A 26530-nucleotide genomic window follows, 5' to 3' on the forward strand; every position below is an offset into this window, starting at 1 on the left:
ATAAACAACCGTTGGATTGACTTTGAATGACAAGTATTTTACTCGGTATAAACAGAATCGACTGACAAAAACCGGAACAAGCAGTGCAAAAGTGGCTTTTCTCTCTTACGAAATAGCTTATACCGACATCGGTATAAGGATTGTTTGCAAATAAAAATTCCATTTTGCAAAGATCAAATGCTTTACAAAATGGAATCATATTATTCCAAGCCGGCTCGTCAAGTTTCTTATCCTTCGTCTTGCAGGATAGCTACCAATTTATAAACCCCTGAAGACGGATTCTGCAATTCCTTTAGTTGCTTGGCTCTTTTGACCGCCGTTTCCAAATTCTCTTTGAGGAAAGCCTGTTGGGGCTCGCTGAACGATGACTTTTGATAGCTGTTCCACACAGTGTCACTTTTCTTCAATTCTTGCAATGCCGCTTTCGTGCTTAGTGCCGTTTTTTGATCCTTGCCGTGCAATAACAGCCAAACCTCAATGCACGGGTTACTTAGAAGGAGTTCGGCTTTGCAAGACAGGATTTTCTCATTGACGGCCGGAACATCCATGTCATACATGAGGAACGTACTGACCTTGTCCCCTGCCGAAATTTTCACCTCGCGTGTACGGCTATCGACAAGGGATTGGGTTATCTTCGTACCCTCTATGTGTGAAATAATGCGCACCGGTGACTTATACCATTTCTTCAACAGGTTGATGTAGCAGACTTCGGTTTCTCCCTCGCAAATGACCAGAGCGATCTTGCGCATTCTCTTGACGGACGTTTTTTCTCTTCTGCTCGCCATAGTCATTCCTCCAGCAATTGTTTGATGCACTCGACGGAAGAATCGACATACGGGACAGCGTCAAAGCGACCCTGTATGTACCCCTTTTCCGCATCCATGTTTTCACGGAAATCCTTGAAGTCATAGAGCGAATATACTTCCGTCGCACCGTTCTCCGTCTTGTTTACAAATACGATCTGGTCCCTTCGGAGACGCTTGACGTCAATCAGGTTGGTATTGTGCGAAGAAAATAGCAACTGGCTTCCCTCCGAAGCATGGATCAAATCAAGAATGAAATCGGCCAATCGCGTATGCAGTCCCATATCGAACTCGTCCATCATGATGCCCTTTTTATACTTCACCACATCAAGCAACCTTAGCAGGATTTGGAACAACTTCCGGGTTCCGCTGGATTCCTCCATATCCATATCGAACATCACATCCGGCTGGTTCCGATGGACGGTTTTGAACCGCAAAATATCTACAAGCCTGTAGGAAAGTTCCGCCTGTCCCGGGACGACCGTCGGCGCAGGAATCTGTTCCTTCCGCACGTCTATGTCGGTAATGTCCGTGTCACATATCTCCAGAGCCTTTAGGATAACACGCTTGTAGGTATTGAAGCTGTCGAGTACCATCATGTCGTTCACATTGACAAGCCCCAGCAGGAACTGGTTCATGAAATACCGGTATAGTTTCTGCCCGATTTCCCGATTCATGGAACTTGCCCGGCTAAGAAAAAGGTTCTTGTCGCTCGTGTTAAGCACCACGTCGCCGGGTTTTGCAATTACTCCGTTTCCAAAGCTATATGTTCCGTCAGCCTTGCGGACAAACACCTTGGCTCGTCTACCGACAGGATAGTGGTACAGGCTTTCTGCAAGGATTTTGCTCTTGGTTAATTCAAAGGCATATTCGTATTCCACGTTTTCACAGACAAAATCAATCAGGAATTTGCTTGGCTTGTCTTGCATACCGTCAAATTTGAACGGCTCGAAATTGAAAACCGCACCTTCGTTATTAAGGTGTGATTCAAGAACCATCCGACAGCAAAAACTGATGGCTGTGAGGATGTTGGATTTGCCCGAAGCGTTCGGTCCGAACAACCCCACCGACTTCAATATGGGGACACCGTTCCATTCCATGACATTATGCTTCAACTCACGAGCCAAAGCCGTGTTGATATTTGCAGCACGGAAGTCTATTCTGATTCTGTCCTTGATGGAATAGAAATTTTCAAATTCAATTTTAAGTATCATTAAAAGTCTATATTTGTAGCTTTCCTGCAAATATAGACTTTTAATTTAATGTATCAATCACTTATTGATAAAATATAGGTTGATTAGTGATACTTTAACATTCACTTTCCTCCCGGCCGTATCACATACGATGGATTGTTCCGAATCTCCCAGCGTTCCAGCTTGTCGCTGCCCGTAAGTATCAGCCGCTCGTAAAGGTATGTGATGATCGGCTGCGAGGGCAATACCACGCGGCTGTCCGCCGTGAACTCTCGGAGCGGACGGTCGAAACGCCGGCTCTGGAAGTCCGAGAGAGTGATTTCTGCAAGCTGCATCTTACCATTCTTCTCCATCGCCACGAACAGCGAGCTGTCGTCCTTGCCTTTCGCCACCGAGCGGATTTTTACGCCGGTTGGCGTGGTTACGGAAGTGGGCGTATTGTCCTTTTGCGCCTCTATCTCGCTTATCTTCCATGCGTAAACGATGCCCGAACGGGGGATGAAGGCGTACAGCGAGTCTCCGATGACCTCCATGTCGTAGGAATCCCCCTGCGGCTCCGTGCCGCTGCCGATGAAGTTGCCGGGCGTGCTCAGACGGGCGAACACGGCATTGTTGTTCGCTGCCATGAGTTCGATGGCTTCGCGGTCGAACACGCGGACGTTCTGTTCCTTTGAATCGCGAACAAAGGCGAAGCGTTTCGTAGCCGCCACACAGCCAGCCCACGACACGTTGCTTGCCGGCCACGAGCCTGTGCCCAGTCGGGTCAGGTATGTTCCGGTACGCTTGTCAAACACCTGCACCTCGCGGTTGTTACCGGCGGCCACGAACAGGTGGTCGCCCTCCACGTACACGTCACGGGCAAGGGTTCTGTCCCCGTTGGCGATGCTCCGCTTGTAGGTCAGGGCTTCCGCATCGAACACGTCCACGCAGCTTTCTGCTGCGTTTGCCACGTACAGCTCGCCTTCGTCCAAGCAGAGGTTCACGGCTTGCAGGGTGCGGTTCTCGCCCAAGTCGGCGGCGGTACGTACCGTGTATCCGTCCAGATAGTAGTTGTCCATCACCGATACGGTGTCCACCGGTTGCGGCACGTAACGGTCTTCCGTGATTTCGCGTATCTCGGTCTGCTCACAGGCCGTCAATATCCCTACGATACCTGCGCATATCATTATGCCTTTCTTCATTTCGTTTCCTCCTTTCCTTTGGCCGTGGTAACTGTTACCGGGTGCTCGGTGAAGTATTTCACGAGCCGGCTTTGCTTGTAAAACTTCTCGATGTTCTGTTCCAACACCGCGTCGTCTTGGAAGATGGCATTGATGTCGCAGTCACGGTAAGGTGCGTTCTCCGGCTTGTGGAAGCCCAAGAGGTTGCGGTCGGTATAGGGCAGGTCTCCTTTGCGGCTCAGCCACATGTGCAGCTGCCAGATGAACACCGTCCAGCCCACGTTCACGCCGGCCTCGTTGTTCGCACCGTAGGTCATGTTGCTGTTGTGCGAATATCCCATGCAGTGCATGAACTCGTGGGCGATGGCCTCCCATCCGCTGAATGAGGCGTAGTGCCCGTAGAAGTTCCAGTCCGTCACCGTCCAGATATATCCACCGCCCAGTCCGCCGTAGGCCGGGCTGCTCTGTCCCAAAATGAAGGTCTTCTCGGCTTTGAAGCGTTCCTTCTCCGTCTGGTACTTGTCGGCATCGAAGAGAATCTTGTCGTTGTCGCACAGGTCGCCACCCATCACCTCGCTGAAGTGCGATAGTACATAGTCGTATTCGGGCGTGGTCATCATGTAGGCATAGTTGCTCACGATAACAACCCATTCGCGGGCGTATATGGGCCGCAATTCCCTGTAGGGGCAGTTGTCTCCTGCGGTGGGTGTCCAGCTATAATTGGAAAAGCTGCACGTCCACTTGGCATCTATCTTCTGTAGTTTCTTGAAATGTTCGTCGTCGCTCTGAAGGCGTACCATCATGTGCTCCATGTCAAGGTGCGGGCACTCGAAGCTGACGAATCCGCCGTCCGCCGTGCGACACACGTTACGCCGTCCCACGAATGAGGGCTTGAACGTGAAACGGGAGAAGCCGGGGATGGAGTCGAGGTAGGCCACGGGCAGGTATTCCCCGACTTCGGGGATGTACATTTCGAGCGTCACATCATAGATGGTTTTTGCCGACCAGCTGGTGATGCGGAGCGAATCATCTTCGGCGGTCTGCCGCACGCTGATCAGCTCGTCGGTGCGGAAGGTGTAATCCGCCTTGCCCACGATTTCCGACGAGGGGTCGGCAAGGTTCAGAATGTGACGGGCGTGCTCTGCTGGTAACTTTCCATAGGTCACGGTGTCCGTGCGGAAGTCGTCCTTGAAGGGGATCTCGATGTCGTTGTACACCGTCTCGTCCTCGTAGACGGTGGAGCAGGCTACAGGCAGCAGCATGGCCGCGCATAGCAAGGCCCATAAGCCCTTTCGGGTCATGTCTTTTGTTCTTGTCTTGTCATTCATTCGATTGTTCTTGTCTATTTTTGCAGGTTCGTTCATAATCGTACTTCTTGCGTTCCTATCGGCTTGCCCTTAGTCATCCATTTCTATCAGGCGGAATCTGGGGTCGAAAGTCAGTTCCAGCCGGTTGTTCAACTTCACCTCATAGCCCTTGCGGTCGCGTTCCACCTTGCAGATGTAGCTGTCGGAGTAATGTTCCTTCACGAAAGTCAGGATGGGCAGCGGAACGATAGCCACGGGCACGGTGTCAAGGCGGCAGTCCACTTCCTTCCACTCGCCGTCCTTGTCGAACTCCACCCCGGTGCCATCGGCATAGCGCACCTCGTAGGTCGTTTTCAGGTGCTCGCGCTCCAACGTGACGAGCATGGCACGTTTTCCCTTGAAATGTTTCTTCAGGAAAGTTTGCGACTTGGCTGGAAGCTGTTCTGCCGTGATCGGTCTCTTGTTGTCGGCACAGGCCGGCAGGACGATGCAAAGGACAAAAGCCACGCAAATGCTGACGGTGGCGATTGTACGGTCGAATCTCATTTTCATGTTTTCAGTTTTTTATCTGTTGTTCTTTTCTTTTCATCGTTTGTCACTCCATACTGAAGCCGGTTGCCCTTAGCGAGCAGGATTGCAGGATCATCCTGTCCAGCTCGTTCCGTTTCGCCCGGACGGAGTGGATGCAGCCTTCCGCCATGTGCGTGAGGATGCCGGACAGGTCTCCGTCAACTATCGGCAGACGGGCGGAGATACACGCCGCCAACGTATCGAACACGAAGCCGTGTACCGGGTCGCCTTTCTTGGCACTTTCCCATCTGCGTGCGTCCACATACGTGCCGTCCTGCCTGAAGAGTAGGGTGTGGCAGAGTAGCTCGGACAAGATGCCATCATCCACCCGTTCGAGCCGTTTGATGAGCTGACCGGGAAGGCTGACGCACCTGCGGTAATTCTCACGGGTAATCACGCGCACCGGGCGGTTGCCGGATTCCTTGCGTACCGATTGCAAGAGCTCGTTATTTTCCTTTTCTCCCTCTTCGGGGAGGAACACCCATATCGGGGCGTCCGCCGTAAGGTGTCCTGTCGGACAGGGGCTGTCCTCGTACCATCTCACGATTTCCGCATACTTGTGCCACAGGTAATCACGCACGGCACGTTCGTACCGTGAATGGTCCGCACGGGGGAACAAGGTCTTCATCACTAATTCCCCTGCCACCGGGAAACCGCAACGCACGAGGGCGGACACCGTCTTTCCCGGCAAAAGTATCAAATTATTCCATTTCAATGTTTTCATTGCCATATTATTTAATCGTTCTTGTTTATTGACTTTATCGCATTCCGTAAATAAAAAAACGGAAGCTCCGGGCTGTCGCAGGCGGAAGCTCCCTGATTCTTCGTTGTCTTCACTTGTACCGCATCCGCCGATGCGAAGTGAACTAACTATTGGTATATCGGCTTGCCGGGAATTCGGACAAGCCAAAACACTAAAATACCCAAGAAGTCCCGGCCTTTCGCAAGGGCGGAACTCCTATGTCTTTTCTCTCTTATATATTTGTCTGAATTGCACTTTTCTTATTTTAGCAGAGCCAGTCTCGGTCGATGGCCGGCAGTTCCTTTTTCCAATACCATTTCCACCAAGCGAAGCGTTTGCGCACCACGAAGTAGCTTACTTCCTCGCTTTCTTTTTCCGCCTCGTAGTCGAACGCCAAATGGCCGACAGCCAACCGTTCCGCCCAATAGAGGATGTAATATGTGAACAGTGGCAGGGCGGCAAGTCCCCAGCACACCTGCCAGCCCAGAAGCAGGGACGGCAGCAGTGCCGCAAGGAAACATTCCGTGTACTGTCGGCGGTGGATGCTCATCTCCATCTCCTCCCAAATTCCTTGCTCTCCGTAGGGGAGGGCGGTCAGGGTGACAATCGGGAGGGTCACGTAATCGTAGGGGTTCAGCCGGCCTTGCAGCAGCCGGGCGATTTTGCTGTCATATATGAACATAGTGTCAGGTTTTAATCGTTCTTGAAATTTACCAGTCCCTTTCGGCACGGATGAACGTGCCTTGATAGTTGTAGTACAATTCCCAGCAGGGAATATCTATCTCGTAACCGCCCGGTTGTTTCTCCACCTTGTAAGGTACAGCATCGGGGTAACGGGTGGCGATGTCCGTCGCGATGGCTTCGGGCAAAATACCCTCTGGCAGCGCGGAGAACTTGCAGTCCACGCTCGTCCAGTCGCCTTGCTTGTCAAAGTCCAGCTCCGTGCCGTCCGAGAGCCATGCCTCGTACTCGGTCGTGCCGTCGTCCTTGTCACGCACGATGCGGCTGCATTCCGCCATTGGGAAGTACTGCGCAATGAACAGCTGCGCCTTCTGGGGCAGAGCGTCGTAGCCGATTTCCTTTTCGTCCTTGTCGCAGGATACTACCGTCAGTATCACGGACAGCAGCAACCATGTCTTGATAAGCACCTGTTTCATGTTCTTTTTATTTTATTGGGTTCCCATTTGTTTTTTTTAATTTACCTTTTTCATAGCGTCTTTCTGTTCCGCCCTCCGGGACGGCTGTTCATCGGGCGGTTCATCCGCCTGAGCAGCGCGGCTTTCAGGCTGTCAAGGAAAGGCGTCTGCCGGTTGCGGATGCGCAGGTCGCCGAATGTCCGGGACAGGTTCTTGTCCAGCTCGATGTTGAACGCCCGCTGCACGTACTCCGACAGTCTTGTCAACGGGACATCCCCGAATGCCTTACGGCTGTCCAATGCGAACAGCAGTTCGGTCAGCTCCGTCTTCGTCGCTTCCCATGTCAGGCGCACCTTCGGCAACGATTCTTCGGCTTGCCGCAGCTCGAACGCCTCTAATTCCTTCGTCAGGTAACGGATCAGCCGCTCGTTGGCAAGAAGCCGTGCCGCCATGAAGTCACAGTTGGTCGAGAAGGACGGATCACGCTCGTGATGGAACGACTCCAAGTAGAGTGCCGTGTCAAGGTTGCCACGCAGGTAATAGAGTGCGTCCAAGTGGGTCAGCCCAGAGCGGTAGTAACGTACGAAATCCGAACGTTTCTCGTTGTAACGGTTGATGCCCCGTATCTCGTCTATCAGGTAGCTTCGCTGTGACTCGTTGCCTACGGGACGGTTCATCTCGATGTTGTATATCTTACGGTAGTAGATGAGCCGGTGGCAGATTCGGGGCTTGATTGTCTTGAAGAACTCGATTTCCTCCGCTTCGTCACGGAACGTGTACCCCGCTATGAAGGCTTTCAGTTGCAGGAAAGCGTCCGCGAGCACCAACGAGGCTTCGAATGACTTCTTGATCATGTTCAGGTCTCCGGCCTCTATCTTCTCCACTTTCTTTTCTGCCTCTTCCTCAAGCCTTGCGGCGAAATCCTTCATGTCCGTCTCAGCCATGCACGGGTATCTTCAGTTCCAAAAGCTCGTCATCCACCGCCACGCAGTAGTCGGCAAGGCCGTACCGCTCAAACTGTCCGGTGGTCACTTTCAGGTGTGTCACCTGTGTGCCATCCAGCTCCGCCTTGTCCGTCAGCGTGCGGAGTTCGGGGTTGATACGCAGGGCGTTCTCTGCCGATGTGCCGTAGGCATTCCACGTCTTGTCCGCCTCGTTCCAATGGAGGTGGACGGCATCCTTGTTGTCTCTTTCCGTTTCAAGTATCTTTGTTTCCATATTCGTATTCTTATATGTATTAACTTAGGGGGAACTTGCCGGTCTTTCACAAGGGCGGCAAGTTATAGGGTTATTATACATATCCCTCCCCGCTGTGCAGGGGAGAGTCTTGATGTATTTAAAGTGTATATATAATCTTGTTGGTTACGAAAGCAAATTACACCGTTCGACACGTCTCTCAGAATTGTAATTCGTTTTCGTAATTCTAAAGTTCAAATTGTAATAGATTGATTATATTACTTATACTTATCAGAATAAGCTCTGTAATTATTATAAATGGTCTCTTGTTCTATGGGCGTATCGTTTGTAGGACGATTCTGGATATACTTAACAGCAAAAGAAGTTGCGGTTTCACTTGTGGTAAAGTACCTCGCGCCCTCACTGTCTGTATACCACCTTGCACCTTGTACAGGAACATATACATATTGTCCCGGAGTACTTAGTCTACCTTCTATATAGTCTTTATAAGTATAAGCATTAGTAGTAGACATAGCTCTTACAATTGCTTTTAACTGGCTTAAAGTACTTTTATTTTCAGACACGTCTCTTACATATACGTTGTTTGCACCCTTAGCTGCGCTCCACCACATATATGCAGGGTCGTCACACGTATTTCCAGTACATTGCCATTGGGTAGTCCCGAAGAAAGGATGGTCTTTGTGAACATTCCAACAGGTAGTATAAAGGGGAGCGATACAATAATCGTACTTATTCATTGATCCGTATGGAGCATCACCCAAACGAACTCCTGAAGAGCCATGCGCAATGACAAAATCGTCGTTTGATTTTGTGTCTTTTCCCCAAGTCATCCAGTCATGCATTGTTCCTGAGACATTCAAATCTATCCAATCATCATCCACGCTTGCATTCTGTATTTGCAAATGAACGGTACGTTTGCCATTGTTTGCAGCCGTGTTCTCTTGTGTGTCCCACCGTTTCTTCACGTACGATGACGTACCGCCCGTAGAGGTACAGGTTATGAGCGCATCGTCCCCATACGTAAGAGAACCATCATCCGTCACTCCGTCTTGTCCGGCATCCATCACTACACGTGCCTTTATCTGTGCTCCATCCTTGAAGCGTCCGCCTGTTACGGCTATATTCCATTTCTCCGCCTCACGAGAAATGTTTCGTTCACAATCCTTGAAACCGAAATCGGCGGTAAAGGCTTTCTGCTCCACGCAGTACATTATATTCTGTTTGAAGTCCTCCTTACAAGCAAGCAATGATGCGAAGCGGTTCTCACTCGGAACACTCAATGTTTGCAGGTAGATGTCGCCCTTCGAAGCGTTATTGTAGATGGCTTGGTATTTTGCATTCTTGTTGTAGGTGGACAACGGGGTGATGGCCAACCAATCCGATTCCGTTATATTTTGAACTTCTATAATGTCACCATCGGAGTATTCGTCCTTAAAAGGCTGGCTGGTTGTTTCCGGCAAAGAGTAAATCCAGAACCCACCATCCTCTTCAAAGATATTTGTTTCACCATCTACACGATTTGCTTCCACATCGGGGCGAATTACCCAAAGCCGTTTATCATCTTTATACTGCTGGAAGTCAGATAAACTTTTAGATATCGTCACTTCGGTATATACCCAGTTTTCTTTCCCCTTCCAAGAGATTTTGATTGGGATGTTTGAGCCGGGTGTTATAGTTTTAGGGGTAACACTTATTACAGCATTTTGATCAAAATCTTCTGCGGAAAAGATCATTCGCGTGTCATTGGGGTCAGACGAACTGAAATTCACATAGAAAGCTATCTGGTCTTTCATCTCATCCGTCTTATCCACATAGGCTACAAACTTCTCGTTCGATACACCTATGTAAACGAAGTTGTACGAGATTTTATAAATATAGGTCTTACCCTTTTCCCACGTACCACTGAGGGCTGCACCCACAGTGAACTCGGTGTTGTCGGTATTCATAAACGTCACCTCCACCTTTGCACCGTCCAAGGTCTGCGGCACCAAGAAGAAAGTCTCGTCCTCCCGAGTAACAGGCGAACCTTCTGTGCCTTCCACAGCGTTATACCCCCAACTGACGGTGAAATCTTTCTTATCGGATTTTACTTCTGTCCAAGTTGAAGAGGCTATATCATACGTACCTTCATACTGCAAGTTGTACAGTTTGACGGACTTTACCACACAGTTGGACAGGTCGCTTCCTGCCACGAATTTCACGGCCGATAAGGCATGGTTGAAGGTCAAGGGTATGGCTTCCTGTTCACTCTGATTGGTAGCGACAGCCGTCATCACGTCCATCTGCTTTTTCACGTCGTCGGGAGCGGTGTAATGGAGCTTTGGAGTACCGTTCTCGTCAGCACCCGATACGGTCAAGCCTTCCGCGTTGGCGGTGTGCGGATACCAGGCATAGAAGTTCAGGGACTTGACGCCCGGCCAGTAGAATTTCTCTTCGGGATACCAATAATAAGTACCGTTCTCAGGGCTCCCCTTCGTTGTCGGCACGCTATACATGAAGTCGGCTGTGCCCGTAATATCCGTATAGGCCGATACGGCAAAGGTCTCCATGATACCGTCTTTCGTCTTGTTGTCCTCGGTTACCTGCGTCCCCCGTGTCATTATCCGGTTGTCACCGGGAAATCCGTCCGTCACTTCGGCAGTTAGGTAGACGGTCTTCCCATTCACCTTACCCTCCATCTCGACGGGTTCAAGCTGTTGCGTGGCAGGAGTGGAAGCCGCACGAGTGCCGTCCGCCTTCGTCCACGTTTGCGAGCCGGGCGTACTCACGGCAAAGCTCAGGCTGTGGTCGCCCTTGACAGGACGTTGACCTCCGTTTTCCACCTCGTCCGTACAGGCGGAAAACACTGCCAGTGCGATGAGCGAAAGGCTCATTAGTCTTTTTCTTGCTGTCATATAGTTATTTATTTTATTTCGTTATTCCTTTGGCAAACAGAAACGACATCTCTGTTTTTTTCTTTCCGTTTCAAGTACTTTCGTTGTTCCCATCTGTATCCTATATGGATTGGATATAATACATTCCTCTCGTTATACACAAGAAGAATGTATTGCTTATTTATGCTATTAAAACGATTTATCTTTATTCGTTTACCGATTTCCCGGAAATAGGAAGCTCGTCTGTAGGACGGTCACTCGATTCACAATAATCCGCAGCATATACTATCGGATACCACTGCGCACAGTGTGCGCCATCACTCCAGCTGGCATCCCAATTGTTTGGCCAGTCACCTTTTCCTCCTACCATGAAAGTTCCAATATCGTTGTTATATATAGCATTCCAAGCAGACTGAGGATTATCAGGGTCAACAATACTGGTGACCTTGGTACACCCTTGATATAGCATATTTGGACTTAGTCCAACAACTCCATAAAGACTATTGACATTCAAACCATTCAGCCCTTTAGAGGCACTATGTACCGCATATAGGGGATTAGTGTTTACATCTGCCTTCGTATCTAATCTCGGAATAGTCCACCTGTATAAGCCGAACAGAGGGTGGTTCTTATGCACCTTCCAATATGCTGTTAATATTTTGGTTGCACAATCGTTCCAATCGTTTTTAGTAGTTTCTCCGGCATAATAAGTATCAGTTCCTATGCAATAATTCTTTCCCCAGTAGAATCTGTCACTCATAGTTCCTTTGGTGTCTATATCGCACCAATCGTCCGAATCCGCTCTTTTCACTTGCACGTTTACTGTTCGTTCGCCATTGTTGGTTGCATCGTTAACCCCGTTGTCCCAACGCTTCTTCACGTAGGGTTTGACAGAAATGCCTGTCATTGTTGCCTTGTCAATGTATATGCTTGCAGGATCACCGTAAGTAAGGTCTCGTCCCAAGTCAGAAATTTGTGTATCGTCTATGTTGGAAGAGATGACCACACGTGCTTGCAATTTCGTGACCTCGTCTTTTAAGCGTGCGCCTGTCGCATCCACTACGATATTCCATTTCTCCGCCTCACGAGAGATATTTCGTTCGCAATCCTTGAAACCGAAGTCAGCAGTAAGGGTTTTCTGCTCCACGCAGTACATTAGCATTTTATCTTCTCTGTCATCTTCACTTTTAGTTATCGCCATATTGGCATATAGCCAGTTCTTTGTTCCATCCCAAGAGACTTTGATAGGTATGTTTGAGCCGGGTGTTATAGTCTTAGGTGTAACAGTCAGGCCGCCATTTTTCGGAGAAATGATTATTCTTGTGTCATTTGGGTCAGACGAACTGAAATTCACATAGAAAGCTATTTGGTCTTTCATCTCATCCGTCTTATCCACATAGGCAACAAACTTCTCGTTCGATACACCTATGTAAACGAAGTTGTACGAGATTTTATAAATATAGGTCTTACCCTTTTCCCACGTACCACTGAGGGATGCGCCCACAGTGAACTCGGTGTTGTCGGTATTCATAAACGTCACCTCCACCTTTACTCCGTCCAAGGTTTGCGGCACTAAGAAGAAAGTCTCGTCTTCCCGAGTCACAGGCGAGCCTTCCGAGCCTTCCACTGCGTTATAACCCCAACTGACGATGAAATCTTTCTTATCGGGCTTTACTTCTGTCCAAGAGGAAGAGGCTATATCATACGTACCTTCATACTGCAAGTTGTACAGTTTGACGGACTTTACCACACAGTTGGGGAGGTCGCTTCCTGCCACGAATTTCACGGCCGATAAGGCATGGTTGAAGGTCAAGGGTATGGCTTCCTGTTCTGCCTGGTTGGTAGCGACAGCCGTCATCACGTCCATCTGCTTCTTCACGTCGTTGGGAGCGGTGTAATGGAGCTTTGGAGTACCGTTCTCGTCAGCACCCGATACGGTCAAGCCTTCCGCATTGGCAGTGTGCGGATACCAGGCATAGAAGTTCAGGGACTTGACACCCGGCCAGTAGAATTTCTCTTCGGGATACCAATAATAAGTACCGTTCTCAGGGCTTCCCATCGTTGTCGGCACGCTATACATGAAGTCGGCTGTGCCCGTAATATCCGTATAGGCCGATACGGCGAAGGTCTCCATGATGCCGTCTTTCGCCTTGTTGTCATCGGTTACCTGCGTGCCGCGCGTCATCGGACGATTTTCACCGGGAAATCCGTCGGTTACTTCAGCGGATAGGTAGACGGTCTTCCCGTTCACCTTCCCCTCCATTTCGACGGGTTCAAGCTCTTGCGTGGCAGGAGCGGAAGCCGCATGAGTGCCGTCCGCCTTCGTCCACGTTTGCGAGCCGGGCGTACTCACGGCGAAGCTCAGGCTGTGGTCGCCCTTGACAGGGCGTTGACCACCGTTCTCCACCACGTCCGTACAGGCGGAGAACACTGCCAGCGCGATGAACGAAAGGATCATCAGTCTGTTCCTGTAGTTCATATCTTGTCTTTTTTATTGTTCAAACTGTTATTGTTCTTGCCTGTTTCTCAATTCGATACCTTTTCGATGGAGTAGATGGTCAAGTTGGTATTCTGCATGGTACGATAGCCCGGCATCATATACACTTGGTCCATAAACGAAAAGTTAGCTTGGTTATATGACCACGAGGGCGCAGCAATACTTTCCCAAACAGACTTTTTCCCTAAGTCTTCGGTATCCGTCGTCACGTTGAAGTTGTCTTTGTTTACCACCCATGTGCTGCCTATCGGATAATAAATGTCACCCCATGTCATGAAGTTCTTTTCATCGAAAGTCAATGAGCCATCCTGACGCTCCAAAGTAATTACGGAGAATGTTACCGTCGTCGTCGAACCGTCAGCCTTGGCTCTACGGATAGCGAACTTGGTCAAACACTGGGTGGCATCATCGTCATTGAGCACCCTGGTAGCCACCAGTTCGCGGCTATACGTCACATCGGCACCTGCCACCTTGGCTATGGCCGTGGCAAAGTCGGCATTGTCGGGTATGGCCGGAATATCGGTTGTCACCAACTTTTCTCCGGTTATGGTTCCTTTGGTCACTTTGTACCAGATGTCACTTCCTGTCGGATATTCCACCATCAGACTGGAAGTCAGCGTCACCTCTTTCTCCACCGTCTTTCCCGGTTTGGAAGGGAACGTAAACGTGAGCTTCATCTTGCCCTTGCGCGTCTCAGTGTCGGTCGGTTGGATGGTTTCAAGGGTGAGTTTCGCTTTTTCATTATCGAAACTGTCCGACTGCACTCCGCTGGTGCTACCTTTCAGCGTCGGCTTGCACAAGGCCGGTGCGGCCGTTCCCGTGATGCCGTTCGGGTCGCTCATCGTACACTCCCAGTCACAGTTGCTCTTCACGTAAATCACGGCGTCGGCACCCGAAGCCACGAAGACGTCCTTGTTCAATTCCAACTCGACATTCTGGTCGAGCGAGATATTATATGTAACCGTTGTTGTCGGACTCCAACCTGAGAAATAACCATTGGTAAGGTCCTTCAGCTTGGCACCGATGGTCTGTTCCGTGCCGTTCATCTCCAACGTCACCTCCAAACGGGCTTCGCTGTCATCACCGAACGTCTGCGGCATCATGAAAAAGGTCTCGCCCTCTCCCGTGAGTTCGGTCTCGGTATTCTCGGAAACCTTCTTTCCATTGGGAAAGTCCAAGGTGAAGTCTCGGGTGTCAGCATCCGGATTCCAAGGTAATATACCGCTGCCATGTGCTTGCCAGTTATGATAGCCTTTGTATTTCACTTTTTTCAAAGCGATGGACTTGACGGTGCAGGCAGGGATGTTGTTGCCCGTCTTGAACTTCACCGCCGTGAGCATATGTCTGAACCAAATCGGCACGCTCGATGTCTCGCTCACGTCATAGCTGTTGGCCATCATAAAGTCCTCTTGGTCGGCTACCTGTTCGGGTATCTCGTAGAACAGCTTCGTATCCTTGACATTGTTGTCTTTCGGGATGGTCAGGTTCTTCGAGTTGTAAGGATACCAAGCGAAAAAAGTCAGTTTCTTGCCGGTAGGCCAATAGTACGGCGTTTCTGTACTCCATGTGGAAGCGGCGTTGTCTTTCGTCACCTTCACGTTGTACATCACATCCAACGTCTCGGGTTCAAAAACGTTGGCATCTAAAATAGCAGCCGACACACTAAATTCATCCACCTGTGCGACCCCCGTCACCTGCGTGCCGCGTGTCAAGGGCTGACCGTCGCCCGGGAAGCCGTCGGAGACTTCGGCGGTGAGGTAGACGGTTTTTCCGTCCAGCTTGCCCTGCATCTCCACGGAATTGGTCTCGTATGATTCGGCGGCACCCGGAAGGCTGCCGTCCGCCCGTGTCCGGGCATCGGGGGATTCCGTGCCCACGGCAAAGGTGATGCGGTGGTCGCCCGTACCCGAGTCACGGCCTCCGTTCTCCACATCGTCCGTACAGGCGGAGAACGCCGCCAATAGGATGAGCGACAAGCCCATCAGTTTGTTCTTGTAGTTCATATCTGTCATTCGTTTATTATTCGTAATTCGTTTTCTGTCTTACAGGTTCACGTCCTGCTGGCGAATCACCCAGTTATTCACCGTAACCGTGAAGCGGATGGGCTGTCCCAGCACCGGTTCACCGGGATCGGGGCTGTCCGGGGGCATTACCCCTGCACCGTTACTCAAGTCGAGCGTGTAGACAAACTTGTCGCCCGGCTGCCAGAGGTTCTTCCTGCTCTCCGCATGGCCTCCGACGGGCACGGCCGCCCAGCCGTATTCGCCCTCCGCGTAGGGGTAGACCTGCCTGCCCGTGGCGGTGGTTATCTTCAGCAGTAGGGCGACATAGGCACCGTTCCCCGTGTTCGCCTTGTCGTTCTCCACGTTCCATGCCGTGAGCCGTTGCGGAAGGAGCATCGCCGTACCGCCATCGCCCATGAGTGATGTGGCATCCGCCGTAAGGCGTACAGGCTCTTTTAAGTTCTTCGTGGTATAGGAAGCGTAGCTGCCGTCTTTCAGCGTCCAGCTGCCATCGGTATTTATCGCTGAAGGGAACGTATAGTCGCCCGTGGAGCGGACGGAACCGATGCGCACCGCCTTCACGTCGTAGCGGTAGGTATTGTTCGAACTCTTAGCACGCACCTCCACCTGCGTGAGCACGTGGCGCAACTCTATCTCCGTCTTGGCGGCATTGTTCCTGCTGCCCGAGGCGTAGCCGGCCAGCAGGTCTTTTTGTCCGGCGATGTCCGCTGCCGGACTGAAGCCGGTCACTTTCAGCTCGCCGGGATTTTCGCCCTCGTAGGTGCCACCCCAAGCCGTGGCTTCGGGACAGGATGCCACGAAGCGCAACTCGCTGCCGTCGTCAGGCCAATATTTCACGGGGTCGGACGTCCAGTCGTTCTCCGTGCCGTCCTCGTGCGTGAACAGCAGGTTCCGGAACCCGTACTTCTCCTCGTTGCCGGCCGTGGCGAACGCCGACACGCTGAAACCGGCAGCTTTCAGCCCGGCAAGGTCGGCAGGGAGGGCGCGGGTGTTCATGCCCACCGTCGTGCGGAAACGGATGCCTTTCCCCGAAGCTACCTGCACCGTGTCGTCGTTGGAGCACGAGGCAAGGATCAAGGCCGCTGCCGCCAATACATGAATCGCTTTATTTGCCATAGTTATTCTTTATTTTAAATTGTCTATTCAGTGTGACCGGAAAAGGACATTCAACCTCGCCCGGCCTAAGGGTGCGCTTCCTGCCTTGACCGTGTGTGCGGACGGTCGCCGGGCGGAAGCGCGGTTTGGTTATTGATTTTTGATTATACGGATGTCGGATTACATGCCGATGTTGTTCTCTTGGGGATTCCAAGGAGTAACCGTAACGGTGAACTTGATCGGGTCACCCAAGATCTTATCTCCCGGTTTTGGGTCTTTTCCGTCCGGTTGTGGCTTAACATCCGGTCCCGGAGTTACAGGGTCAACACGTCCTGCACCGTTGGTGAAGTCCAAAGTATAGACATACTTATTGCCCTTTACCCAAGTGAATGAGGCGGGAACGGCAGCCCAACCGTAAGTGTCATCACCTTCAGCAGGGAAAACGTTTTCAGTGCCTTTCTTGATTTTCAACAATACAGAGATGTATGTACCTTTTTGGGTATTTGTCTGGTCGTTTTCAACATCCCAAGCCGTAGTTGTGCCAGTACCGTCTACACCAGCCTGCGGAAGCAGCATGAGGTTGTTGCCTTCGGCTTTCATGATTGTTTGAGCGGTACCATTCAAGGTTATCGCATTGTCGTAAGTCACATTGTAAACTTGGTCGTTTGCACCGTTGTTGCTCCACTTATCGGTAACGACATCGAAGTCGGCCTCTCCGTCAACGTTTGAAATACGGATACCTTTCACTTGGTATGTGTAGACCGTATTGTCGCTCTTTGCAGAGATTTGGATCTGGGAAAGGGCGTGTCCCAATACCAATGGAACGCCGGCAGTTTCGTTGGCTACTTTGGTTCCTGTTGCACCTGTAACGTATACCATGTCCGCTTGCTGGTCCACATCTGTGTTAATCTCGACACTACCCACGCTGATGGTATTCTTGTCCGTGATAGTTTTATTTCCTGTCCAGTTATTGGAGAAAGCGGTGAAGCTCAACTTCTCATTTTCCTGGTCTTTTCCTGGCCAGTATACAGGAATGGCGGAATTAAAATCGCCATTGCTGTCCTTTTTATAAAGAACCTCACCATTAGTAAAACCGTCGTACTTGTTGTTGTTCGCATCCCAAAAGGCTGTTACCTGAATTTCACTCAGGTTTGCCGTTGTCACTTCAGAAGCACGTGTGTTCAGTCCTGTTACGGCACGGAAACTGATGCCTTTCTGCTGTGCCACTTCCACAGTCTCGTCGTTTGAACATGATGCCAGCGTCAAAGCAGCCGCTGCGCACAAATAAATCATTTTGTTCATAATTGAAAAAATAAAATTTAAAATGAATAATTAAAAAAATAATTGATTGATAACCTTTTGTATAACTTTTCAGATTCATTTCAGGGGAGCATCTTTCGTCTCGTCCGTCCAGCCGTCCACCGTGACATTAAACTTTTCCGAGTCTTTCAGGTCCACGTTCTTGTCATCAGTGCCCCACTCGCTGACCGTCACACCGAAGCGTATCAGGCCACCTAAGATGGGGTCTGCCTTGGCAGGGTCTTTGCTTGCATCCCAGTCAGTTCCCGGATCCATGGGGTCAACTTTTCCGGCACCATTGGTGAAGTCGAGCGTATAAACATATTTCTTGCCCTTTTCCCATTCAAATGATACTGGTATGGCAGCCCATGCATAACCGCCAACCTTATCGGGATAAACAGTCGCTCCTAACTTCATCTGGATATTTACCAAAACGGATATGTAAGAACCTACGACGGCATTTTGATCTGCCGGATTTAAAGATAATGGTATCTCAAAACTATCTCCGGATGATTGCTTTCCGTCCCAAGCCTCCACTATATAAGGCAACACAATGGCATTGCCTGCTTTTCCCATAATGGATTGGACAGTTTCCGTTAAATCTATCGGCGTATCATAAGTGGTCTCATAACACATGTATGTCCCATTTGCATGCCATTCTTCATTTTTGAAATCAAAATCACCTCCTCCCAACGCGCTGTATATGCGGACACCTTTCACCTTGTACACATAGTTGCTGTTTTCATTTTTGGCACTAATTTGGATTTGTGTAAGCGCGTGCTTCATCTCCAGCGGTACGCCCACTTTTCCGTAGTCGGCTTTCGTGCCTCTCACATTGCTGACATAAGTCATATCCTGCTGCTCGGCTATCCCGTCCGCTATGGCGACATCGTGCATCCATTGATTCGTTGAGCCGGTGAAATCACGCGTGCCGCTCCAGTTGCCTGAAAGTACGGTGAAAGTCAATTCGCCGGTTTCCGGCCAATAATAAGGCTTGGCAGAGTTGAAGAAGCCCGTACCGTCCTTTTGGAATATGACATTGTCAAAGTACAGGCTTGTTCCTTGATAGGCCGTCACGCAGAGGGTATTCAAATTACTAACGTCAGCCACCACGCCACGGGTATTCGCACCCATCATGCTGCGGAAGCTGATGGCGTTCTCCTGCGCCTGTTCCACGACCTCGTCGTTGGAGCATGAAGCCAGCATCATCGCGGCAGCCGCACATATATAAATCGATTTGTTCATATACTTGTATTTTTACTTTTCTGTTCCACTTGTTCTCTGCTTAGCTCATCGGTAAGCTGATGTGCACTTCTTCCCAATCCTTCACGGTAGGCTGCAATCCTCCACCACCAGACACCGGTTTCGGAAGCGGCAACTTGTCGATCACGATGACTATATGCGTCGGGTCCTGTGCCGGGTCGTGCAGCTGGTCTGTCACGTCCGCCTCGAAGTAGTAGGTGTTGCCGTCCGAAATCAGCGCATAGATCATCAGCTTGTGCGTGCCGGTTTCTTTCGGACAATGGCCGAAGAAGCTCAAACTGCCCGACAACTGCGTCTTCTCCTCATTGGCGTGTACCTCGAACGGGATGGTCACTTTCTCGGTTGTCAACTCGTCGATTCCTGCCAGCCAGCCGCCCGCCATACCCGTCACGGACGCGCTAAGTGCACTCACGTGACGCAGGTTCTCCACGTTTCTGACCTCCACCGTACAAGTGTTCACCCGTGGCTTCGGGGTCAGGACGATCCGCTTCACGCCGCTCGCCGGACCGATGTCCAACCGCTCGGCATGGTCACTCCAGAGGGCCTCGGGTTCCATCACGCTGCGCTCCTCTTCCGCGCCCCGTGCCAGCGGGGCCGTCTCCGACCGGGTGGCCAGTGCGCCGCGAAGCGAACGGGTGTCTCCGGTGGTCACTTGAAACGTCTCCATGCGCTCCTTGTTTTGGATGCGGTGCGTCTCCTTGTCGCTGTTCACGCAGAGGGCGTCATACATACCCTCCGGGACGATGATGGTGCCGCCCTCGTGCTTGGTGAACTCGTAGCGCATAGGTTCGGAGCCGTCCTCCGGATAGAGGTAGAGGCTCATCGTGGCAGGGTGCGCGTCGGGGGCTTCCGTCCAGTCGAACACGACCTCCACGTTCGCCGAGTGCGGATGGTCGTAGCACAGGTCCTTGTGCTCGCAGGCCGCAAGCAGGGGAAGCAGCATCACCGCCAGACATCCCGCGATTGCCTTGCGCAATTCCTTGTATATCCGTATATGTGTCATTTCGTTCCTCCTTTCTTGTTCTCGTTGCCGTGTCCCAGCAGCCAGACGAGCGAGATTTCCGCCTTCGTCGGGCCGAACCAGCGGCGTTTCTTCGTTTCCTTGTATACATAGCAGCCGTCCTCCGGATCGTATACTTTGTACTTGCCACCGCCGTAACCGACACCGAGGCCGAAGTCGATGTTAAGACGCTTGGCGACAGGCAGCGAGTAGCCGTATTCCACGCCCACGCCGTAGCCGAAGTCGCTCAGGTAGCCTTTGCCGCCCGTCTCGAAGTCGTAGGTCAGCCCTTGGGCGTACACGCCGAGGTGGTGTCCCTGCAACGGTTTTTCGGCAGCCTTGCGACCGAAGTACTTGCGCACTTCCAGCTCGCCGCCGTACACGCGCCAGTAGCGGTGCTTGGCATCCTTGCTCCACCATGCATACATCCAATCGCCGCAGACGCTCCAGCCTTTCCCGAGGTAGAACTCCAGTCCCACGTTCGGAACGAGTGCCGCGTCGTAGAGCAGGTTCGTCTTTACAGCCATGAAGAACGGCTTCCCGCCGTTTCCTACTTCCGTGTTGTCCTGCGGAACCGTCTCGTCCTCCTTGTTATATAAGGTGGCGGTGGATTCGGGCTCTGTCGACGGGGTTTCTTCAGTGTTATCGGCTGTCATGTCGGTTGCCTGTCTCACTTCGGCGGACGTGGGTTCGGGTTCAGGTTTCACCTGTTCCATGCGTTCCACCTCGCACACCACGAGTGCGCCGCTGCGCAGGCTGTCGAAGAGGTTCTCCATCATATATTGCCACGCGCGTCCGCCGGAAAGGTTCATGAGCTGGCGCTTGCGGCCGTCGACCACCTTGCCCTCGCGAACCACCCATTCGGGCGTGTCGCGGATGATGGCCAGTGCCTTGTCGCGCCAAGGAACGTCGGTGCGGGCGAGTTTCTCTGCCAGCTCGTCCCAGCCCTCGCCCAGCGACTGGAGCGTGAAGATGCTGTCGGGAAGCGAGAGGTTCCCTTTCAGATAGTCGCGTAGTTCCTCGCCGCGTTTTCTGGCGAGCTCCTTATTAAACTTGCTGTTCCCCTCGGGCGATGCCGACGACTGGATACGGATACGCCTGAGCACAGCCGCAGGGTCGGCTTCCAAAGCGCGGATGCTGTCCCCCAGTGCCGACAGGTGGCGGGCGTTGTCCATGTACGGTAGCTCCAGCCGTGCGCTCGCGGTGCGGTAGTACACCGTGGTGCGGAGGCTGTCCGACACGGTGGCCGCCTGCGCGCTTCCGGCGAGCAGCGTCGCCAGCAACAGGGACGGAATGAATCTTTTTCTCATATCGTATTTTTTAATTTTAGTTGTCTTTATCTCATGCGTTATCGCTGGAATATTCCGGAATAGTACGCTATATTATTGGTTTGCAAGGCTTTATACCCCCCCCGAAAATTCTTCCGTTGCGGCGTGCTCCTCGAGCGACACATCCGAAAGTCTCCGCCGCAGTTCGTCCAGCATGTCGCGGAATACCCCGCAGACCAGGCAGCATTCCGTCTCGCATGAGCACCGGACGCTTGAAAGCACCGTGCGGCAGCAGTCCATGCGGAAGTTCCCTTCCAGCGCGCGCACCACTTCCAGCATCGTCACCTCCTCCGGTGGGCGGCTGAGCATGAAACCCGGCCTCGTCCCTCCGCACTGCGAGCGCAGGATGCCTGCCAGCACCAGCCGCCGCAACGCCGGAGAGAGGGCACGCACGTTCATCCGGTAACGCTCCGCTATCTCGGGTGCGTTGAGCCATACGCCGTTGTGCCAGCCCCATACAAGGTAGCGGCAGGCGATCAGCCCGTATCGCGTGGGGTTCGTCAACATATCTCACCCCTTTCCTCTGTCATTCGTTTCATTTTCTATCGTCTCCTTATGCTTTCTTTCCAGTGCCTTTGCATTTGCGAACTGTACGGCAAATACGGTGATTAACTGTATTTGAAATGGAAAAAGAAATGGGAATGTCACCCGTTTAATTTTCGCTTTTCCATACATTATAATGCCCCTTGACGCGTGTCCCTTTCTTAATGAGAAAGAGACATTATGGAAAATTGATTTGTATAATTCTGTGATACAGGCGGTTGAAAAGGTATTTCACCTTGCGTGGAAATAATAGAGGAAAGGAAGGTAGAAAGAAATGTCGGGTAAAACGGAGAAAAAAGCGGAAGAAAATTTGCAGCAAACCTGTGAAATATATACTTTTGCAACGAAATTTATTACGGTGTTCATGTGACACGAAAAGGATGTCTCTTTCTCATTAAGAAAGGGACATTTTTTGTTTTCGGGAGTTTGGGAAATATGCGGCTGTGTGTTTCTGTTTTCCAAAAGTTGCGATGCAAGGGATTCGGTTTTTCGGCAGCATCCGGACGGGATGTCCCTTTCCTTTCTTTTATGTTTGGGCTGCCGCAGCATCCGGTCGTACATGCCGTTCACAGCGGTGTCAACCTTATGGCTGCTGATGCGCGAAAGGTAGATTTGCGTGGTGCGTATCGAAGTGTGTCCCATGCACTGGCTGATAAGTTCAACCGGTTGGCTGTCCTCCAGCATCAGTGTCGCCCATGTGTGGCGCAATACGTAGGTGGTGAGCGGCACGGAGAGTCCCGTCTTTCTGCCAATCTCGTGCATGGAACGGTTGATCCGCCGCAGGGCGGATTCCTCAGAGAGTTCCTCCCCGCAACACCCTTTTCTTGTCTTGTGTAGGAAAGGGAAAACGAAAGGAGAATCTTCTCGATAATACCGTTTCATGATTTCTTCCAGTTCAGGCACAACCTCCACGTCGATGGGCACGCCGGTCTTGCTGCGCAGGTAACGGATATGCCGGTCCGTCACCATACGGCGGGTCAGGTTGTATACATCCTTGAATACCATTCCGCGGGCGTAAAGGATGAACAGCAATACGTCCAATGCCTCACGCCGGTTCTCCGGCAGTGTCTGCCGCAAGGCCGGAGAGAGCAGACGCTGCACCTCTTCTTTCCGGAGCGCACGTTTGGCGGGGAAGCTGCTCCCGCCGTGATGTCCGCCGAAAGGTTTCCCGTCCGTTTTATTGTCTGAAAGTGCAAGTGAATGACTGTACAACGCACGGAACGTGCGAAGGTAAAAGTCCACGGTCTGAGGTTTGTCGGCGTGGCGGCTTTCCAGCCATGTGGTGAATCTGTCCGTCCAACCTCTTGTGATGTCTTCTACCGTCAGATGTTCCCATCCATCCCCCACAAATTCCTTTACCTTATTTATACTACTGTGGTAGTTCTCCAACGTTTGCACGCTACGTTGTCCTTTCAATGCTTCCAGTGTCCGATCCAACAATGGAGAAAGTAACGTTTTCTTTTTCCTATCCATCATTATTCCTTGTTTTTAGTTTACTACATTATAATGGTAAAGAAGGAAAAGGATTTTGGATAATTGGGATATTTAACATTTAACAGCACTGATGTGGCGATAGCCGCATTCCATGATTTTACGGTCATGATGCAACTGGGAGGTGGCAAGTTATTTAAAGAAAATTAACGGTTTCCTGTCAGGAAAGTAAAATCACGATCCTGATTGCAAGAATATAGGCTGATATTTAGCCATTAATTTCCATTCATCTTTGATGATTTTGTTAAGGATGGATTTTATACTCCATCAATAGAATTCTTTTCTATTAGCAAAGATACTGTAATAGAACACCATGAAAATTTGCTGAATTACTGAATCGCAGAACATCAAGTTTACTTGAATGTTATGCTTATGTGCTAATTTCTACAATACCACTACCACCAAACAATGAGCGGTATCAAACGAGATACCAAAAGGGAACATCAGCACAATTGCATTTTCAGAAGAACGACCAAGATAAAATTGCACAAACACTAATTTCAACCTGTTTACAACCCAATAGTACGGCACAGGAAAAGCCTTTTTCTGACCACATATAAAACGTTGGTGCAAGGTGCACGTATATCTATATAGATACGTGCACCTTGCACCAAATGTCAACAGATTATTTATCAATTATTTAGCAAGACGAAAAATCGGAGCAAAATCACCACTTTTTTGCACCGATTCAAAAATCTCGTTCCATGCCCCTGTTTTTTATCAGTCAAGAGCCTAAAAAAGCCCTATACTTTTCCACTTTTCAGTCAAATTTCCTATCTTTGTCCCGTTATCAGTGCAGAGCAAGGCAATGCAGCGAAACGTGCACTGCTACTAAATAGCTACCTGTTACTGAATTTTATTCTCTTTCAGTCTTGAATATCAAATAATTAAATTATTTCCTCATTTTTTCGTATAAAAAGCGAGGAATATAGTTGGTAAAGGCAGAGCGTATTTAGGGGTACTCTCTGCCTTTATTTGGATTGTTTATAAGATTTTATGCTGCTACGGTAACTTCTTGACTATTCCAAGAAAGCTGTTTCTAAATCCAATAGTTTTTTCTTGGCTGCAAGTCCACCGCCATACCCGGTAAGCGAGCCGTCACTCCCAATCACCCTATGACAAGGGACAAAAATCGAGATGGCATTAGCTCCATTGGCATTGGCTACTGCACGAACAGCCCTTGGCATACCTATTCGAGATGCCATCTCTCCATAGGAAACCGTCTTTCCATAAGGTATTTTCAACAGTTCATTCCACACCTTTTTCTGAAAATTCGTACCTACGAATAATAATGGTAAGTCAAATTTCTTGCGCTTCCCAGCAAAAAACTCATCAAGCAACACAATCGCCTTTTCGATTACAGCAGATGAGCTATCTTCAAAATCTGCTTGTAACACACGTTTCAATCTTTTATCCACATGGTCACGGTGTTTCTCCACTTGCCAGTCGCACAGGCAGAGCTTGTCGTTGAACGAACCTAACAACAATGTGCCACATGGAGATTCGTAACGTTTTGTCTTGACTATATTCTTCTTGTACATTTCTTTCATGCTTTTTCGATTTTCCACATTTTGTCCAATATATCAATGGCATAAGTAGAGCGGAACACTCTTTTCCTAAAAGCCATGATGCCTTTTACATCCAGATTGTCCTCAAAAGAATTGACAAGGAAATCTGCTTCAAGAAGTATGCGATGGTCTGCTGTTTTCACATTGTCATATGTGTGATGATGCCCGATAAGCCAGCAGATACGTTCTGTCTGAGCTTCTGTAAAGCCACCAACTTCCGTCAACAATTTACGGGCTTCATTTGGTCCCAGTTCCTCTTGTGCCTTTCCGTTACAATTTCCATACTTGACTTCCGCAAGATGAATGCCTATGTCGTGTAGTATGGCAGCAGCTTCAAGGATAAGTTGCGTTTCTTCATCCAAGTTTTCTGATATACCAATGGTTGCAGCAAAGTCGTGTACTTTCACAAAATGTTGTATGCGTGGCACGTCCCCACTATCATAGTTTATCATTGCCCTCATCAGTTGGGCGAGTTGTATGTTCATTTGCTTACTATTTAAATTTTTAATATCTCAAACTTGCCAGACACAATTTGTTGCGCCGCATTACGAATATACCCCAAAACGATTCGCCTATGCGAGCCGCACTCTTCACGTTCCCCTCACTGATGAACTTGACCAACTTGTCATGCAATGGCTGGGACAAGGCAATGCTTCGATACATTTCCGCAAGAATCGTATTGTGCGTAGCTTCTGCCACAGACACATGGAATAGAACGTCAGCCTTGATGCAGCCTTCCAAGTCACCGTTCACAGCGACTTTCTCGCGATTTTGCGCACATTTCCTGATTTTCTCAATATCATTGGGGGTTCTCCGTTGTGCCGCTATAGCAGACAAAGGCATGTCGAGGATATTGCGCACCTCTTTGAGTCCCTGTATGTCAGCACGCTTTATCCTTTCTTCAAACGATTGGTCTTTGGGAATAGTACTTTTCACAAAAGTTCCACGTCCTTGTTGTACACTTAAATATCCCATATTGGAAAGGGTCTTTACAGCTTCTCTAATGGTAGAACGTCCCACACCGAACAATTTCATCAGTTCGGGTTCTGTTGGCAATTTCTCTTCCTCATTCAACTCACCGACTTCTATCTGTTTCCTTATATGCTCCACGACTTCATCGGCAAGCGATTTTTTTTGCATCATGTTCTTTTGCTTTATGATTATTCGTAATATCATCCGATGAATATGAAGCAAAAGTAACAATATTATGCTGTTATTACGAATAAGTTTGCAACATTTAATATTATCCCGGCCATCACTGGAAAAAGGCTTATGCATATTGCTTGTCGTTGAAAACCTTCAAAACGGGACGCCAAAGATTTTCTGCAAGCTCTGCACCACACTCCTTCTCCCATTCGGTCAACGTGATATTCAATTTTTCCTTCATTTTCTACAATATCCCCTATTTTTTCTATTTCAAATGAAAAACCGGACGTTTTCA

23 protein-coding genes are annotated in these 26530 nt (G+C 50.1%); all 23 read right to left on the bottom strand.

Annotated features, from left to right (window positions below; translation table 11 throughout):
* Window positions 1–227: 227 nt before the first annotated feature.
* The 23 genes from BQ9893_RS04815 to BQ9893_RS04925 all read right to left on the bottom strand — a co-directional run bounded on the left by BQ9893_RS04815 (window position 228) and on the right by BQ9893_RS04925 (window position 26232).
* The gene (locus BQ9893_RS04815) at window positions 228–749 is read right to left on the bottom strand and encodes an RloB family protein (RefSeq protein WP_244155052.1); all 522 of its coding nucleotides are present in this window, start codon (window positions 747–749) and stop codon (window positions 228–230) included.
* Between the two features lie 38 nt (window positions 750–787).
* On the bottom strand, window positions 788–2017 hold the full coding sequence (locus tag BQ9893_RS04820; RefSeq protein ID WP_075964972.1) for an AAA family ATPase: 1230 nt from the start codon (window positions 2015–2017) through the stop codon (window positions 788–790).
* A 101-nt stretch (window positions 2018–2118) separates the two neighbouring features.
* Entirely contained in the window at window positions 2119–3177 is a 1059-nt protein-coding gene (locus BQ9893_RS04825; RefSeq protein WP_075964973.1) for a YncE family protein, read from the bottom strand.
* Window positions 3174–3959, bottom strand: coding sequence for a hypothetical protein (locus tag BQ9893_RS22005; RefSeq protein ID WP_244155053.1), 786 nt, complete (start codon window positions 3957–3959; stop codon window positions 3174–3176). Before BQ9893_RS22005 ends, BQ9893_RS04825 begins: the two co-directional genes overlap by 4 nt.
* Window positions 3960–4553: 594 nt before the next feature.
* On the bottom strand, window positions 4554–5015 hold the full coding sequence (locus BQ9893_RS04835) for a PepSY-like domain-containing protein (protein ID WP_075964975.1): 462 nt from the start codon (window positions 5013–5015) through the stop codon (window positions 4554–4556).
* A 43-nt stretch (window positions 5016–5058) separates the two neighbouring features.
* Entirely contained in the window at window positions 5059–5757 is a 699-nt protein-coding gene (locus BQ9893_RS04840; RefSeq protein WP_139322561.1) for a hypothetical protein, read from the bottom strand.
* Between the two features lie 283 nt (window positions 5758–6040).
* Window positions 6041–6325: a hypothetical protein gene (locus BQ9893_RS04845; protein ID WP_244155054.1), complete on the bottom strand. Its 285-nt coding sequence runs from the start codon at window positions 6323–6325 to the stop codon at window positions 6041–6043.
* Window positions 6326–6485: 160 nt separating this feature from the next.
* Window positions 6486–6932 carry a PepSY-like domain-containing protein gene (locus BQ9893_RS04850; RefSeq protein WP_075964978.1) on the bottom strand — a complete coding sequence of 149 codons (447 nt, stop codon included), beginning with the start codon at window positions 6930–6932 and terminating at the stop codon, window positions 6486–6488.
* Between the two features lie 50 nt (window positions 6933–6982).
* Window positions 6983–7855, bottom strand: coding sequence for an RteC domain-containing protein (locus BQ9893_RS04855; RefSeq protein WP_244155055.1), 873 nt, complete (start codon window positions 7853–7855; stop codon window positions 6983–6985).
* On the bottom strand, window positions 7848–8129 hold the full coding sequence (locus BQ9893_RS04860; protein WP_075964979.1) for a hypothetical protein: 282 nt from the start codon (window positions 8127–8129) through the stop codon (window positions 7848–7850). Before BQ9893_RS04860 ends, BQ9893_RS04855 begins: the two co-directional genes overlap by 8 nt.
* A 236-nt stretch (window positions 8130–8365) precedes the next feature.
* Window positions 8366–11002, bottom strand: coding sequence for a fimbrillin family protein (locus BQ9893_RS04865; RefSeq protein WP_081415364.1), 2637 nt, complete (start codon window positions 11000–11002; stop codon window positions 8366–8368).
* 184 nt (window positions 11003–11186) lie between these two features.
* Entirely contained in the window at window positions 11187–13460 is a 2274-nt protein-coding gene (locus BQ9893_RS04870) for a fimbrillin family protein (RefSeq protein WP_075964981.1), read from the bottom strand.
* A gap of 47 nt (window positions 13461–13507) precedes the next feature.
* The gene (locus tag BQ9893_RS04875; RefSeq protein WP_244155056.1) at window positions 13508–15481 is read right to left on the bottom strand and encodes a fimbrillin family protein; all 1974 of its coding nucleotides are present in this window, start codon (window positions 15479–15481) and stop codon (window positions 13508–13510) included.
* A 39-nt stretch (window positions 15482–15520) separates the two neighbouring features.
* Complete coding sequence (locus tag BQ9893_RS04880; RefSeq protein WP_075964983.1) at window positions 15521–16618, bottom strand: fimbrillin family protein; 1098 nt, start codon at window positions 16616–16618, stop codon at window positions 15521–15523.
* A 159-nt stretch (window positions 16619–16777) separates the two neighbouring features.
* Window positions 16778–17899 (bottom strand): fimbrillin family protein, encoded by a 1122-nt coding sequence (locus BQ9893_RS04885; RefSeq protein WP_075964984.1) that lies wholly within the window; start codon window positions 17897–17899, stop codon window positions 16778–16780.
* A gap of 75 nt (window positions 17900–17974) precedes the next feature.
* Window positions 17975–19141 (bottom strand): fimbrillin family protein, encoded by a 1167-nt coding sequence (locus BQ9893_RS04890; protein ID WP_075964985.1) that lies wholly within the window; start codon window positions 19139–19141, stop codon window positions 17975–17977.
* Between the two features lie 40 nt (window positions 19142–19181).
* Entirely contained in the window at window positions 19182–20162 is a 981-nt protein-coding gene (locus BQ9893_RS04895; protein WP_081415365.1) for a DUF5119 domain-containing protein, read from the bottom strand.
* Window positions 20159–21469, bottom strand: coding sequence for a DUF3575 domain-containing protein (locus tag BQ9893_RS04900; RefSeq protein ID WP_075964986.1), 1311 nt, complete (start codon window positions 21467–21469; stop codon window positions 20159–20161). Before BQ9893_RS04900 ends, BQ9893_RS04895 begins: the two co-directional genes overlap by 4 nt.
* Window positions 21470–21559: 90 nt before the next feature.
* On the bottom strand, window positions 21560–21994 hold the full coding sequence (locus BQ9893_RS04905) for an RrF2 family transcriptional regulator (RefSeq protein WP_075964987.1): 435 nt from the start codon (window positions 21992–21994) through the stop codon (window positions 21560–21562).
* 267 nt (window positions 21995–22261) lie between these two features.
* Window positions 22262–23506: a tyrosine-type recombinase/integrase gene (locus BQ9893_RS04910; protein ID WP_075964988.1), complete on the bottom strand. Its 1245-nt coding sequence runs from the start codon at window positions 23504–23506 to the stop codon at window positions 22262–22264.
* Window positions 23507–24540: 1034 nt separating this feature from the next.
* Entirely contained in the window at window positions 24541–25062 is a 522-nt protein-coding gene (locus tag BQ9893_RS04915; protein ID WP_208610802.1) for a methylated-DNA--[protein]-cysteine S-methyltransferase, read from the bottom strand.
* Between the two features lie 5 nt (window positions 25063–25067).
* Window positions 25068–25574 carry an HD domain-containing protein gene (locus BQ9893_RS04920; protein ID WP_075964990.1) on the bottom strand — a complete coding sequence of 169 codons (507 nt, stop codon included), beginning with the start codon at window positions 25572–25574 and terminating at the stop codon, window positions 25068–25070.
* A 19-nt stretch (window positions 25575–25593) separates the two neighbouring features.
* A complete protein-coding gene (locus BQ9893_RS04925) occupies window positions 25594–26232 on the bottom strand; it encodes a FadR/GntR family transcriptional regulator (RefSeq protein ID WP_244155057.1) in 639 nt (212 codons plus the stop codon).
* Between the last annotated feature and the right edge of the window lie 298 nt (window positions 26233–26530).

The organism is Parabacteroides massiliensis (assembly GCF_900155425.1).
GTDB lineage: Bacteria > Bacteroidota > Bacteroidia > Bacteroidales > Tannerellaceae > Parabacteroides > Parabacteroides massiliensis.